The sequence below is a fragment of the Pontibacter ramchanderi genome (assembly GCF_002846395.1).
GTDB classification, from domain to species: Bacteria; Bacteroidota; Bacteroidia; order Cytophagales; family Hymenobacteraceae; genus Pontibacter; species Pontibacter ramchanderi.
In genome coordinates this window covers 1,225,271-1,238,514 of record NZ_PJMU01000002.1, presented here as the reverse complement: position 1 = coordinate 1,238,514, position 13,244 = coordinate 1,225,271, and the positions used below count along the sequence as shown (strand labels likewise).

Below are 13,244 nucleotides of genomic sequence, written 5' to 3'. Positions count from 1 at the left end.
AACCGTTGATTTTGTGTTTTTAAAAGTTAAACACAATAAACTTCAGCATGATGATCAACGGAATCACTTCTGTGGCGCAAAGGTAAGAAAATAAATGCAAATTTATCACAGATGTCTGCTTATTTACTGATACAAACACGCGAATAATCGTGATTACCAGCAGCAAAAGTACCGCCATGCTCGAAACCGTCAGCACCGTGTCGGGTGCCACGTGGTTGAGCGAAAGGTATAGCAGCATCACCACTGGCAGGAAAAGGCCCAGAAACAGCAGAGAACGCAGAAACTCACTGAATTGCACATGCACGATCTGCTCCAACCCGAAAATAAAACCCATTACTTTCAGGAAAAGGTACTTTAGCAGGATTACCGCGAAGATCAGGAAGGTATAGAACAGGATTTTAGTCGTGATGTCGGCCTCCGACACCGGGAAAAGCCGGTTGAAGATGCGCACGTGCTGCACATTGGTATGGATAGCCGCGATCAGAAGCGCCATCGACATCGAGAAGGCTACGACAAAGAGCACGCTTGACCAGGTGCCGAGCGGTTTGGTCAGGACCCCATCGTCCAGCGACCGGGTGCGCCAAAAGGACTTCGCCCCGAACACTGCCTGAAAATCAGACGGAAAGGTGGTTTTAAGCCCCCCGTACAGCAAGCCGATCAGCAGCATGAAGATGATGAACGCGTTCTGGTTGACATACTCCCGCAGCCTGACTGAAAAACTCCCTTGCATCGTCTCGCCGTCGTTCCGCTCGGCCTGCGCCCTGTTCCGGAACGAGGCCACGTTCGGGTGCTGCGACGGATGCCACACCGATAGCAGGTAGCGTCCGTTCACCGGCTTCACGCGGTTGTTCCATGTGGCCAGGTCAAAGGTATAGGTAGCTGTGGAGTCTGCCGTAAAGATGAGCTGGTTATTCAGGAAAAGGCATAAATCCTTCTGGGCCGTGAACTCGATCACAAAGGGTTTGGCGGGTGCCATGGTTACCCACTGGTGCACGGCGCTGTAGCCCCCGTGCAGGTTGGTCGCATAGGGCACCAGGTTAGTGGAGCCGGCATCGTATACCTGCCAGTTGCCGTTGAGGGTGTTCTTCTGCTCCAACGGTAGCACCTGCGCCTGCAGTGGCCAGGCCAGCACAAACAGCAGCAGCAACAGTCCCAGGCTATACCTTATGCGGTTAGTAAAATACACGGTCAGGCGTCAGATAATGTAGGAAGCTATACCTTAAGAATGCAACACACCCTGCATTTGCAGCATGCTGATGTCGATGAGGTGCTCATCGGTGATAGAATCGGGCACGAAAACGAAGCGCTTGTCGTAGATCTTGCCATCGATGTAGTAGCTCACCCAGTACTCGTTGTTGAGCTTGAAAACCGATGGGTCGATCACCTCTACCTGCACAAAGCTTTTGGCCTCCACCTGCTCAAACATATGCCGCAGCACCGAGGTCTTTACTTCCTCGTCCTTGATGGTGCCATAGCCCTTGGACGTGACAAACACATTGCTAAGCGCCACGCTGTTGTTATTGATCAGGTATACGTTCCAGGCACGCTCCTCCGGCGACTCGCCCGAGAAAGCGATGGCTACTGCCACTCCCTGAACCGGTGTAAAATCTATGTCTTTCTTCATTTAGTGTGTAGTAATGCTCGCCTCGAACAAGATTGCCAGGTGGGCCTTGAGCTTCTCTTCTACTTCTGCCATCGGCAGTTCACGGCCCAGCTCTTTTGCCAGCGACGTCACCTGTTTGTCGGTAATGCCGCAGGGCACGATGTTGTTGAAATAATCGAGGTCGGTGTTGATGTTAAAGGCAAAGCCATGCATGGTTACCCATCGGCTGCACTTCACGCCCATGGCGCAAATCTTGCGCGGGTTCTTCTGCTCCACATGGTCCAGCCACACGCCAGTGAGGCCAGGTATACGACCCGCTTCTATGCCATAGTCCTGCAACGTCATAATGATCGCCTCCTCCAGAAAACGCAGGTACTTGTGGATATCGGTAAAGAAATTGTCGAGGTCCAGGATCGGATAGCCCACTATTTGCCCAGGACCGTGGTAGGTGATGTCGCCGCCGCGATTGATCTTGTAGAAGGTGGCGCCTTTTGCTTTCAGGCCTTCTTCGTTGATCAGCAGGTTAGACTCGTGCCCACTTTTGCCCAAGGTATAGACGTGCGGGTGCGAACAGAACAGCAGGTAGTTAGGCGTCGTTTCCTGGGCATCGGGCGCAGCGTTGCGGTTGCGGGACTTCAGATCCAGTATACCTGTAAAGAGCTTGTCCTGGTAATCCCAGGCCTCCTTGTAATCGATCAGCCCGAGGTGCTCAAATTGTATGGTTTTGTTCTGCGACACAGCTTTTCTCCCTTTTTGCAAGGTATAGCCCGGGCTTACTTGCAAGCCGGCCGGTTTCTATACCTCTAGTTTTCAACAAAGATACGGCCACCCGGGGGCATACGCAAATGGCAGCGCAGCCTCCCACCATAAAACCACTCGCTGGCATTATAAGTTTAAAGCTCTTATGACGACACCGCAAGCAACCCACCTTTCTACCGGCGCCAACGGCGAGGACCTGGCCTGCGAACTGCTGCAGCAGAAAGGCTACCGCATTCTGCGACGCAACTTGCGCATGGGCAAGGCCGAAATCGACATCATTGCGCGCCAAAACGATTTACTGGTATTTGTAGAGGTGAAAACCCGCACCAACGACAGCTTTGGTTACCCGGAAGAGTTCGTGAACCGCCGCAAGCAGCGCCTGATCCTGAACGCGGCAGATACTTATATCTTAAAGATTGGCTGGCAGGAGGACATTCGCTTTGATATCATCGCCGTCACGATGAGCAAACCGCCGGAGCTGTTCCACATCGAGGACGCCTTTCATTAACGCGCCGAGGCCCGCTTGTCCAGCTTGTCTTTCTCGAAAATGAGGGTGCCGTGGCGGTCGTACTGCTTCACCAAATAGGGCTCAGCCTGGGGCTCGTAAGGAGTTTTGGGATACTGGTACTCAAATTGGCGGCGGGCCCTGAAATCGAAGTGCTTCACCCACAGGCCCACTTTACGGCCTTTCTGGTACTGGCCCATCCATTCCAGCTGCCCGTTCTCATAAAAACGGTAGTACGTGCCCTGCACCTCTCCATAGGCATAAGGGATCACTTCTTTTATCTTCTTGGTGCCCGCGTAGTACTTTACCACCGCATCGCGCAAAAAGCCTTTTTCATAATGCTCTTTGGCCAGCAGAATGCCCTCGCGGTTGTAGCGCTCCCAGCGCAGGTGCTTGGTGCCAACATAAAAGTAGCCTTCTTCGACCACCTCGCCGCCCTGTTCCTTTTTGTAGGGTCCGTGCAGCACTTTGTGCTGATCCGGATTCAGTTCGCTGCGGGTTTTGTAGAGTTTGCGACGTTTGGTATCGTAGTAGTATTTTTCGGGGGCGTAGGGGTCTGGCTGCTGGAACTCAACCAGGTAGCTGAAGGTCTCAATCACCTCCCGCGGACCTCGGGCACCTGTCTTCACGAAGCCGCGTGCCACCCTGTCACCCATGAAGTAGCGTTTGTCGGCTTTCTTCTTACGCTTTTGGGGCTGCTTTTCCTCTATATCCGACGAGTCGCCTACCTGCACGATTGGCTTGGTGGTATCGGCCAGCGCGATGGCTCCGGCTTTGGCGCTCTGTTTTTCGGCAGCGCGGCTCAGGTTGTAGTCGCTGTTGTAGGCCCTGGGCTTACAGGCAGCCACCCCCAGCACCACAGACAAAGTAAGCCAGACAAGATAAAGCGTGTGCCTCATATGTTTTCGTTCAGATAATTGCGCTGCTGTGTTGCTCAACATAGCCATACCTTGTTTTAAGGTAACGTAAATATGCAGATAATTCATATACCGGCCAAGAACCGATATGGCAGGTATAGCCACTATAACTTTAAGCCCGGCGCCTTAGTTCACCGAATGCCCTTCAAAACAAAAAGCGACACCCAGTGGGTCGCCGCTTTTGTGCTGTTAAGTATAATTTATGAAAAGGTGCTGTTACTCTTTGTCAATCAGGTCCACGCTGCGCTTCACGAAGGCTGTCAGGGCTGAGCCAGAAAGCATGTTCTGCGACAGCAGCGCCAGATCGAAGGCTTGGCGGGCAATGCGCTCCTTGTTGTCGTCCTTGGCTTTGAGGATGCGCTGGTTGATGCTGTGGTTGGCATTCACGGTCACGTTATAGGTGTCCGGCATGTTGCCCATGAACATCATGCCGCCACCGCCGGTCTTGCTCATGTCCTTCATGCGGCGCATAAACTCTGGCAGGGTAATGATTACCGGTGCGTCGTCCGGAGCCATTGGCGCTACCTCTACCTGCATGTTCTGGTTATTGATCGCCGTTTCGTAGATCTTCTTCAGGTCCTCTTTCTCGGTGTCGTTCAGTACGCTATCCTTGGCTTCGTCTTTCTCGATCAGTTTGCCAATCGTTTCAGAGTCCACGCGCTTCAGGCTGGTCTTCTCCAGCTTCTGCTCCAGCATGCCGATGAAGTGACTGTCGATGATGGAGTCGAGCTGGAGCACGTCGTATGAGCGATTTTGAGCGGCCTCCACAAAGGCGTGCTGCTTGTCGGCGTCTGTGGTATAGAGCAGCACCAGTTGGCCGTTCTTGTCGGTTTGGTTGGCTTGCGTCAGCGCCTTATACTCTTCCAGGGTATGGTACTTGCCCTCCGTATTCTGCAGCAGCACAAAGTCCTTGGCTTTTTCATAGAACTTGTCGTCGCTCAGCATGCCGTACTTGATGAACACGTTGATGTCGTCCCAGTTCTTTTCGAATGTCTCGCGGTCTTTCTTGAAGATATCGCTCAGCTTATCGGCTACCTTCTTGGTGATGTAGGTGTTGATTTTCTTCACATTCGAATCCGCCTGCAGGAATGAGCGGCTCACGTTCAGCGGAATGTCTGGCGAGTCGATTACCCCGTGCAGCAGCATCAGGAACTCCGGCACTACGTCTTTTACCTCGTCTGTGATGAACACCTGCTTCGAGTACAGCTGGATCTTGTTGCGCTGAATCTCGAAGTCGTTCTTCAGCTTAGGGAAGTAGAGTATACCTGTCAGGTTGAACGGATAATCCACGTTGAGGTGAATCCAGAACAGCGGCGCCTCCGAGAACGGGTATAGCTCTTTGTAGAAGTTCTTGTAATCCTCGTCCGTCAGCTCAGACGGTTGCTTTGTCCAGATAGGGTTTGGGTTGTTGATGATTTCTCCCTCAAACTCCACAGGCACAGGCAGGAACTTGCAGTATTTGTCCAGAATGGTGCGGATGCGGGCGGGCTCCAGGAACTCTTCTGAGTCAGAGGCCACGTTCAGGATCACCTTCGTGCCGCGGTCTTCTTTGTGGGCAGGTGCAATGGCAAATTCGGTGCTGCCGTCGCAAGTCCAGTGTGCCGACTCGGTTTCGTCTTTGTAAGATTTGGTGATGATTTCCACACGGTCGGCCACCATAAAGGCAGAGTAGAAGCCCAGACCGAACTGACCGATAATCTGGTTTTGCTCACCAGCGTCTTTGTAGCGCTCCACAAACTCGGTGGCACCCGAAAAGGCAATCTGGTTGATGTATTTCTTGATTTCCTCGGCTGTCATACCGATACCGTTGTCCGATATAACGATGGTTTTGGCGTCCTTGTCTACTTTCACCACTACTTTCAGCTCGCCCAGGTCGCCTTTGTACTCGCCGATGGCAGACAGGCGCTTCATTTTCTGGGTGGCGTCCACGGCGTTGCTCACGAGCTCACGCAGAAAAATCTCGTGGTCGGAGTACAGGAACTTCTTGATGATCGGGAAAATGTTTTCGGTGTGAATCGAAATATTACCTCTTTCTTCCATGTGCTATACTTTTAAAATCTATCTTTTAATAAGTGATGTCTTCGAATCAGATGCCGTCAACAAAGCGGTGGCCTCTCTGCGCTAGCGCTTTCAAATCCTGTTCCACAGGTATAGCGCCGCGTTATTTGTGACAGGTTGTCAGAAAACAACGGCTATACCTTCTGCGTTAAGCATGGAACAGGTATAAAACTTGTTTTTTTGGCATGATTCGCCCAAAGCCTTGCCGACAGATCGTACCCGGAAGGGCGAAATGTATGTTTGTAAGCACAGCAATTGTAAAAAAACAACTATCTTTGTTTTAAAGCCACGCTATAGGTGTATCGGTTCACGACATATATTGCCCTTTTTCTGCTGCTGCTGTTCACGCGCGCCATGGTGCCGGACCAGCTGCTGCTGAGCCTGCACAGCCATGCCCACACAGCGCATAGCCACCCAGGCGATCAGAAAAACGCACATGTCGAGAAGAAGCACAGCCACTGTCCGGTAGAGGACCTGTTCGGAGCGCCATACCAGAGCGCGACCACAGTCTATACCTTCCGGGCACCTGTTGCCCTTGCAGCGTATACCGTCCGGTATGCCCACTACACGGCTTTTGATTCCTTTGCCCGCCTCCAGCTCCGCGGCCCGCCCGCACTCGGCTAAACCTTCCGTTCTTTTCCCAGTCTTATGGCGTGTCGTCTCTTCCGGCACCTGCTTTCAGATTGGTTTATCAGTTGGTATACCCTCCGCCCCGATGCGGCGCCTGGTACTGCCTGTTGATATCCTGTTCATTTTACTGGCATTGCTGGCTATACCTATACCTGTGGCTGCTCTTCAGCGCATAAGGTGGCGGTAGGCCATACCTTATACCTTAACATTAGTAAGTCTGTGTTCAGATCTAAATTCATGATGGTGCTGCTGTGGCCGCTCCTTCTGCTTGCCTCTATGGCAACAGCGCAGGAGCAGCTATACCTGGACGGCGTAGAGCCGGAGCAGGACTGTGGCCTGACCCTCTCCGGCAAAGTGCTGGACCACGACACCCGCGAACCGCTCATCGGGGCCACTATTTACATAGAGGAGCTACAGCGGGGCACCCTGTCAGATGAGTATGGTAACTACCATTTCCACCATCTGTGCCGGGGCAGCTATACCTTGCAGATCACTTACATTGGCTTCGAGACCGAGCGCGTCGCGGTTCGGATGACCACCTCTACGGTGCGTAACCTCACATTGCACGTCGATGCGCGGCAGCTAAAACAGGTCGTGATTACGGGGGAGCGCTTGCAGGAGCAGGTGCAGGCAACCGAAACACTGGCAGGGCGCGAGCTGGAGGAAACCCGCGGCCTCTCGCTGGGCGAATCGCTCAAAAAGCTGACGGGGGTGAGCTCGGTGCAAACCGGCCCCACTGTTTCCAAGCCTGTTATCCACGGGCTGTTCGGCAACCGGGTAGTCATCCTCAACAACGGCGTGCGGCACGAGTCGCAGCAGTGGGGCAACGAGCACGCCCCGGAAATTGACCCCTTGAACGCCCAGCAGATGCAAGTGGTGAAAGGAGCGGCCGGCGTGCGCTATGGTTCTGACGCCATTGGCGGCATTGTGCTGGTGGAGCCCAAGGCGCTGCCAGACTCGGCAGGTGTACGCGGAGAGCTTTCCCTGATCGGGAGCACCAACAACCGCATGGGCACGGTGGCCGGCATGGTAGAGGGCAAGTTTAGTCAATTGCCATTGAGCTGGCGCCTCCATACCTCTGCAAAGAAGGCGGGCAGTGCGCAGGCTCCCAGGTATAACCTAGACAACACAGGCTTTGAAGAGCAGAACCTGGCAGCTACGCTGGGCTATAAGCAGGAGCGTTTCGGGGCGGAGCTGTACTACAGTTACTTCCACACCAAGCTGGGCTTCCTGTCGTCGGCGCACATTGGCAACCTGACGGATCTGGCCAACGCCATTGGGCGGGAACGGCCGGAAGAAACGGGCAGCTTTACCTATACCATTGCCCGCCCCTACCAGGACGTGACGCATCACCTGCTCAAGGCGAGGGCTTTTTATAAGACAGGCGAGGCGGGTGAGCTGCAGTTTACCTACGGACTGCAGCAGAACGTGCGGCAGGAGTACGACCGCCATCGCAACACCGGCGACCGCCCGCAACTAGACCTGGACATGCAGACGCATACCACTGAGCTGGTGTGGGAGCACAAGCCGATCGCCAACATTTCCGGTACCATAGGGGCCAGCACCATCTGGCAGAACAACACATACGCTGCCAACACCAGGCCGCTGCTCCCTTATTTTATCAATACCACCATTGGGGCTTTTGCCTCGGAGAGATGGCGGAAGGACAACCTGCAACTGGAGGCAGGTATACGCTACGACAACAAGTCGCTCGACATAAAGCGGTGGAACCGGACGGAGGGTGTGCTACGCCCATCCTATACCTTCCACAACTTTGCCGGTAGCTTCGGCGCCTTATACGACCTGGGCTACCACTTCACGCTGAGTGGCAACATCAGTTACGCATCCCGTGCGCCGCACTCCTACGAGCTCTTTGCCAATGGCCTGCACAACAGTGCGGCCTCTTTTGAGCGCGGCAACCCGGAGCTGGTGTCGGAAGACGCCTGGAACACGGTGGCTACCCTGAACTACCATTCTAACCTCCGTCTGAACGGAGAACTTAGTCTCTATTTCAACACCATCAACAATTACATTTACCTGCAGATAGCGCCGGACTACGCCTTAGGTATAGGCGGTGCCTACCTGCAGGCCGACTACCTGCAGGCCGATGCCCGGTTCTGGGGGGCGGACCTGAGTTTCGACTACGCCCTGACCAATCGGCTGATGCTAAACAACAAAACATCGCTGGTATATGCCAAGAACCGCGAAACGGACAGTTACCTGCCGTTCATTACGCCTGGCCGCACCGACAACACCCTCCGCTATAGCTTCGAAGACCGGACAGCCTCCAGGCTCTTGGGTAGCTACCTGGCGCTGGGAGGTTTGTACGTGGGCCGCCAGAGCCGTTCGGATGCGCAGTCTGACCCGGTGTTAGCGGCGCCCGATGCTTATTTCCTGCTGCATGCCGAGGCGGGCACGCAATTGCAGTTCGGAAAGCAGCGGGTGGAGCTGGGCCTGGTGGGCAGCAACCTGCTCAACACCAGCTACCGCGATTACCAGAACCGCCTCCGGTACTTTGCCGATGAGATGGGGCGCATGATCATGTTCCGCATCAAAGTGCCGCTGTAGTCACTTTAACTTTTAGAAATCACTTAATTAAACCAAAACAGTTTTTTTATCATGAAGAAATCATTCAGACCGTACCTCGCTTTTTTATTTATGGGCAGCTTACTCTCTTTCTCAGCTTGTAAAGACAAGGACGATCCGGAGCCAGACCACGAGCACGACGTGGTGACGACCGTAACGCTAACACTGACGCCTACCAATGGTGGCCAGGCCATTACGGCTACCTGGGAAGACCTTGACGGACCTGGCGGCACTGCCCCTCAGATTGACAAACTGGTGCTTCGCGCCAACACCACCTATACCGGCTCCCTGACCTTTGCGTCCGAAGAAGCACACGGCGACCACACCGACACGCATGATCTGACTGCGGATATTCGTGAAGAGGGAACTGCGCACGAGATCTTTTACTTTGCAAACCCACAGGGTCTGGTAACCATCACCAAAACCGATAAAGACGCAAACGGCCGCCCGATCGGGCTGGAGACCACAGCCGCAACCACCGCCGCCGGACAGGGCAAACTTCGCATTGTGCTAAAGCACCAGCCGGGCACAAAGAGCAGCACCAGCAACGAGAACACCGGCGAAACCGATGTGGACATCACGTTTGACACCAGCGTGCAGTAAGCTTTATTTGAAACTACAAAAAGGGGTGCCAACAGGTGCCCCTTTTTTCTTAAACCATGCGGCCCGGTAAATACGCCCCGTGAGAAACAGACTTTTTTGCCAGCCCTCCCGTTTATAACTACACACTGTTGCCAACCGTAAATCAGCCTGAACGGGAGCAAACAAAAGCTGAAGCGCACAAGACACACGGTCTTCTGAATAAAACAGTATATTTGATAGATCAATAGACTGGAAGCTCCGTCACAAAACAAAACTGTATGAACAGACAACTTAAACCATACCTTGCTTTTTTGCTCATGGGCACCTTGCTCACTTTTTCGGCTTGTAAAGATGACGACGAGCCCGGTCCGGACGATGAGCAGGAGGTGATCACGGCCGTAACGCTCTCGCTGACGCCAACCGGCAAAGGCCAGGACGCGCAGGCAACCATCAGCACGCTAACCGGCTCGCCGGTACAGAACGCACCCCTTACGCTGAGACCAGGGACTGAGTACACCGCCGTTGTCACGTTCTCTGACGAAAGCAAAACGCCCGAAGCCGACATGACAGCAGAAATCCGCAACGAGCGCGACGAGCACCTGCTGGTGTATACCTTTACACCTGAGGCAGGCAGCGGTGCAACGGTGAACGTAAACATCACGGACCTGGACCAGAAAAACCTTCCGGTCGGCCTGGAAACGACCATGACAACCGGGGCAGGCACTGGTAACGGGAAGCTGAAAGTGGTGCTCAAACACCAGCCCGGCGGCTTAAAAACCGGTTCTAACACCACAGCCGGTGAAACCGACGTGGATGTTAGCTTTAATGTGATCGTGGCCAACTAAACTGACTTTGGCAAATTCATAAGAAAGACCGCAGCAGGTATAGCCTACTGCGGTCTTTGCTTTTAATGATAGGCTATACCTGCATCAGCGGCCGAGCAACTGCTGACCCATCAGCATCTGGATGGTTTTGCCAATGCGGTTGGAGCGTGTTTCAGGTCTTTTGGCCTCTAAGATGGCCAGCACATGCTCTTTGCGGTGCGTAAAAGCCAGCTTTTCGAATGTATCCAGCAGCCCCGCCGACTCAAGTGCCTCACGCAGGTCCTGCGGTATCTCCACGGTTCTGTTCTTGCGGTCTATACCTGGTGCGTCCACACCAAACTTAGACGGTGCGCTTCTTTCCGATTCGTGCTTGAAGCGGAGCGACGACCACGTGTCATCGATCGCCACCTGCCTGACCGGCGCATAGCCTAAACTGCTTATAGCCTCCCAACCGGCATCGCGGTTCAGGTCCGACTTTATACCCGACGACTTCTTGGGATAGGCTACCCACAGCAGGCCCTGTCGTTTGAGGGCAGGTTCGGCCATGGGCAGGTAGTAGTTCAGCTCGCGGCTGTCGGTGGCGAATACCTGCACGGCATCATAGGCTATACCTGCAGCTGGCGTGCTGTCTACTTCCATGCCCTGCGCTTGCAGCGCCTCGGCTATGCCTGCCTGGGCATTGAGCACGAGCACACGCCAGCCCGGCTTTAAATTCAACTTCTTGGCTATTTCCTGTATCATCGTATACCTGTTTGACCACTAAGCTAAAAGAAAAATCGTAATTTTGAGTATGATCATATACAACGTAACTATCAACATCGACAACAGTGTGGCCGAAGAGTGGCTGGACTGGATGAAGAGCACGCATATACCGGAGGTAATGGCCACCGGCTATTTCCTGAGTAACCAGATTGCCCGCCTGCTGCACGAAGAAGACAACGGCGGCACTACCTACGCCGTGCAGTATACCTGCCGTAACCTCGAGGATCTGGAAGAATACCAGCGCGACCATGCACCTGCCCTGCAAGCCAAAGTGCTGGAGCGCTACCCGGAGAAATTCGTGGCTTTCCGCTCCTTGCTGCAGATTGTAGGCCAGAATGTGGAGAAAGACCAATAATCCCTGCTCCATACAGCACAAGCAGGCCCCTGCTACACTTTAGCAGGGGCCTGCTTGCATTTAGTTTATACCTGTCAGGAGCACCTGCCAGCAACTTGGGCATTTACCTTTGAAGCGATGACGAAACCTCACCCGGCGGTGTATGCCTTGATTTGCTCCTCACTCATGTTGCAGTTCATCCACTCACCGCTCAGGTCTGCGCCTATTTTTCTGTAGAACGCAATAGCCGGCTCGTTCCAGTCGAGCACCTGCCACTTCATGCGCTTGGCACCGATCTCCTTGGCTTCGCGGGCTACGGCATTGAACAGCATTTTACCGATACCGCCGCGTCGCAGGCGCTCGGTCACGATCAAGTCCTCCAGGAAAAGCATCTTGCCTTTCCACGTGGAATAAGCGATGTAATACAAGGCAATACCGACCACCCCTTCTTCCGTTTCAGCAACAAAGAACTTGAAGATCGGATTCTCGCCGAAGCCGTCCCAGTGCATGTCTTCCACGGTATTGGTCACTTCGTCGGGTGCCTTTTCGTACACGGCCAGTTCTTGTATAAGGGCATGCACCTGCGGCAGATCGTCTATGGTTCCTCTTCTTATGTTGATCATTTTGATTGTTGATTGCTAATTGTTAATTGTTGGATGATTGAATTGTTAAATAGTTATTGTCAGATTCAGGATTCACAGGATTTTAAGATTTTCATGATTGATATAGAAGAATAATCGATATTGAAAATCCTGCTAATCCGTGGGGGAAGGGGCCCTCTTTAATCCTGTAAATCCTGAATCTGACAATTTTTACCGGTGCACGATTCGGATAGGTCGCAACATGTCCCTACAAATCCATCTAACTCGTGACTCAGAACTCGAGACTCTTAACTCATACCTCCTAAATTCTCAAACTCCTAAACTTCGTTTCGGCTTGCACCAGCTCTTTGCCGGACGCGAGGCTGATAAGTTTGTGCAGGAAAGTGCCGGCCTCTTCTTCTGCAGGCCCCGCTGAGGCAGTTACGGTATCGCCCAAGGTGCTTTCGGCCTTAAAGATAATGTCAATTTCGCTTAGCTGCTGCTTTTCGAGAACCTCTGTTGGCAGCGTTTCGAGTACCCACTGCAGGTAGCGGGTGTTGGTGACGTGGCGGTTCAGGTCGATGTCGTGCCAGCGCACGGGCATGTGCTGTTCGTATAGCGGCTTTTCGATTTGAGGCAATTTTCCTTTGGCAAAAGGCAAGGGCTCTGCTCCAGGTACAACTTCCACGGCCGTAATGAAATCGGGCACGGATACCATCTGCCGCTTTACTACATCCATCACCAGCCACACGCTCGTGGCTTGCCCCAGCAGTTCCCGGTCGGCGCTGTATACCCTGAAGTCGCGGTGCAGGAACACCCGCTCGCGCCCTGAGGCCCAGGTTTCGACCGTTATCTTCTCGCGGTGCCTAGGGTAGCGGAACATTTCGATGCGTATGCGCTGCAGCACCCAGGTCAGCCCACGTTCCAGCAGTTCGTACATCGAGATGCCCATGGTGGCGGTATTGTCCCAGGCGGCTTCCTGCATATAACCGACCAGCGCCGACAAGGTGGCCTGTCCGTTTTGGTCTGTTTCAGTGGAGCGTATGGTGAAGGCGCTTTGCCCAGTTACTGATTTCATAGCGTAAGCAATAGGTTCGTGTTGC

General features: G+C 53.6%; 14 protein-coding genes. 6 read left to right on the top strand and 8 right to left on the bottom strand.

Features of this window, described 5'->3' with window-relative positions; all coding sequences use genetic code 11:
• Positions 1–19: 19 nt before the first annotated feature.
• Genes BD749_RS12395 through lipB form a run of 3 tightly spaced genes read right to left on the bottom strand, consistent with a single transcriptional unit; the run spans position 20 to position 2,362 of the window.
• The gene (locus BD749_RS12395; protein ID WP_245869099.1) at positions 20–1,186 is read right to left on the bottom strand and encodes a DUF4271 domain-containing protein; all 1,167 of its coding nucleotides are present in this window, start codon (positions 1,184–1,186) and stop codon (positions 20–22) included.
• 33 nt (positions 1,187–1,219) lie between these two features.
• Positions 1,220–1,624: a hypothetical protein gene (locus BD749_RS12390; protein WP_101444624.1), complete on the bottom strand. Its 405-nt coding sequence runs from the start codon at positions 1,622–1,624 to the stop codon at positions 1,220–1,222.
• A complete protein-coding gene (gene lipB, locus BD749_RS12385) occupies positions 1,625–2,362 on the bottom strand; it encodes a lipoyl(octanoyl) transferase LipB (RefSeq protein WP_394341666.1) in 738 nt (245 codons plus the stop codon).
• A 145-nt stretch (positions 2,363–2,507) separates the two neighbouring features.
• On the opposite strand from lipB, the gene BD749_RS12380 reads away from it, so the two are divergent.
• Positions 2,508–2,870, top strand: a complete 363-nt coding sequence (locus BD749_RS12380; protein WP_101444623.1) for a YraN family protein — start codon at positions 2,508–2,510, stop codon at positions 2,868–2,870.
• Here BD749_RS12380 and BD749_RS12375 read toward each other — a convergent pair.
• Both BD749_RS12375 and htpG read right to left on the bottom strand, forming a co-directional pair.
• On the bottom strand, positions 2,867–3,766 hold the full coding sequence (locus BD749_RS12375) for a toxin-antitoxin system YwqK family antitoxin (RefSeq protein ID WP_101444777.1): 900 nt from the start codon (positions 3,764–3,766) through the stop codon (positions 2,867–2,869). The genes BD749_RS12380 and BD749_RS12375 overlap by 4 nt on opposite strands.
• A 234-nt stretch (positions 3,767–4,000) precedes the next feature.
• A complete protein-coding gene (htpG, locus tag BD749_RS12370; protein WP_101444622.1) occupies positions 4,001–5,824 on the bottom strand; it encodes a molecular chaperone HtpG in 1,824 nt (607 codons plus the stop codon).
• Between the two features lie 315 nt (positions 5,825–6,139).
• Here htpG and BD749_RS12365 point away from each other — a divergent pair, with 315 nt between their 5' ends.
• The 4 genes from BD749_RS12365 to BD749_RS12350 all read left to right on the top strand — a co-directional run bounded on the left by BD749_RS12365 (position 6,140) and on the right by BD749_RS12350 (position 10,485).
• Positions 6,140–6,466, top strand: coding sequence for a hypothetical protein (locus BD749_RS12365; RefSeq protein WP_101444621.1), 327 nt, complete (start codon positions 6,140–6,142; stop codon positions 6,464–6,466).
• Positions 6,467–6,691: 225 nt separating this feature from the next.
• Positions 6,692–9,040, top strand: coding sequence for a TonB-dependent receptor (locus BD749_RS12360; protein WP_143741262.1), 2,349 nt, complete (start codon positions 6,692–6,694; stop codon positions 9,038–9,040).
• Between the two features lie 51 nt (positions 9,041–9,091).
• Positions 9,092–9,661 carry a hypothetical protein gene (locus BD749_RS12355; protein WP_101444619.1) on the top strand — a complete coding sequence of 190 codons (570 nt, stop codon included), beginning with the start codon at positions 9,092–9,094 and terminating at the stop codon, positions 9,659–9,661.
• Between the two features lie 257 nt (positions 9,662–9,918).
• Complete coding sequence (locus tag BD749_RS12350) at positions 9,919–10,485, top strand: hypothetical protein (RefSeq protein WP_101444618.1); 567 nt, start codon at positions 9,919–9,921, stop codon at positions 10,483–10,485.
• 84 nt (positions 10,486–10,569) lie between these two features.
• Here BD749_RS12350 and BD749_RS12345 read toward each other — a convergent pair whose 3' ends face one another.
• Positions 10,570–11,205, bottom strand: coding sequence for a YdeI/OmpD-associated family protein (locus tag BD749_RS12345; RefSeq protein WP_245869096.1), 636 nt, complete (start codon positions 11,203–11,205; stop codon positions 10,570–10,572).
• 49 nt (positions 11,206–11,254) lie between these two features.
• Between BD749_RS12345 and BD749_RS12340 the strand changes: the two genes are divergently transcribed.
• On the top strand, positions 11,255–11,581 hold the full coding sequence (locus BD749_RS12340) for a DUF4286 family protein (protein WP_101444617.1): 327 nt from the start codon (positions 11,255–11,257) through the stop codon (positions 11,579–11,581).
• Between the two features lie 128 nt (positions 11,582–11,709).
• Here BD749_RS12340 and BD749_RS12335 read toward each other — a convergent pair whose 3' ends face one another.
• Both BD749_RS12335 and BD749_RS12330 read right to left on the bottom strand, forming a co-directional pair.
• Complete coding sequence (locus BD749_RS12335) at positions 11,710–12,183, bottom strand: GNAT family N-acetyltransferase (RefSeq protein ID WP_101444616.1); 474 nt, start codon at positions 12,181–12,183, stop codon at positions 11,710–11,712.
• Between the two features lie 280 nt (positions 12,184–12,463).
• The gene (locus BD749_RS12330; protein ID WP_101444615.1) at positions 12,464–13,219 is read right to left on the bottom strand and encodes an acyl-[acyl-carrier-protein] thioesterase; all 756 of its coding nucleotides are present in this window, start codon (positions 13,217–13,219) and stop codon (positions 12,464–12,466) included.
• Positions 13,220–13,244 lie beyond the last annotated feature (25 nt).

What these genes read in the sequence shown, in the direction of transcription:
- BD749_RS12390 (WP_101444624.1), bottom strand. Translation starts at nt 1,624, where the DNA reads ATGAAGAAAGACATAGATTTTACACCGGTTCAGGGAGTGGCAGTAGCC.
- BD749_RS12380 (WP_101444623.1), top strand. Translation starts at nt 2,508, where the DNA reads ATGACGACACCGCAAGCAACCCACCTTTCTACCGGCGCCAACGGCGAG.
- BD749_RS12375 (WP_101444777.1), bottom strand. Translation starts at nt 3,766, where the DNA reads ATGAGGCACACGCTTTATCTTGTCTGGCTTACTTTGTCTGTGGTGCTG.
- htpG (WP_101444622.1), bottom strand. Translation starts at nt 5,824, where the DNA reads ATGGAAGAAAGAGGTAATATTTCGATTCACACCGAAAACATTTTCCCG.
- BD749_RS12355 (WP_101444619.1), top strand. Translation starts at nt 9,092, where the DNA reads ATGAAGAAATCATTCAGACCGTACCTCGCTTTTTTATTTATGGGCAGC.
- BD749_RS12350 (WP_101444618.1), top strand. Translation starts at nt 9,919, where the DNA reads ATGAACAGACAACTTAAACCATACCTTGCTTTTTTGCTCATGGGCACC.
- BD749_RS12345 (WP_245869096.1), bottom strand. Translation starts at nt 11,205, where the DNA reads ATGATACAGGAAATAGCCAAGAAGTTGAATTTAAAGCCGGGCTGGCGT.
- BD749_RS12340 (WP_101444617.1), top strand. Translation starts at nt 11,255, where the DNA reads ATGATCATATACAACGTAACTATCAACATCGACAACAGTGTGGCCGAA.
- BD749_RS12335 (WP_101444616.1), bottom strand. Translation starts at nt 12,183, where the DNA reads ATGATCAACATAAGAAGAGGAACCATAGACGATCTGCCGCAGGTGCAT.
- BD749_RS12330 (WP_101444615.1), bottom strand. Translation starts at nt 13,219, where the DNA reads ATGAAATCAGTAACTGGGCAAAGCGCCTTCACCATACGCTCCACTGAA.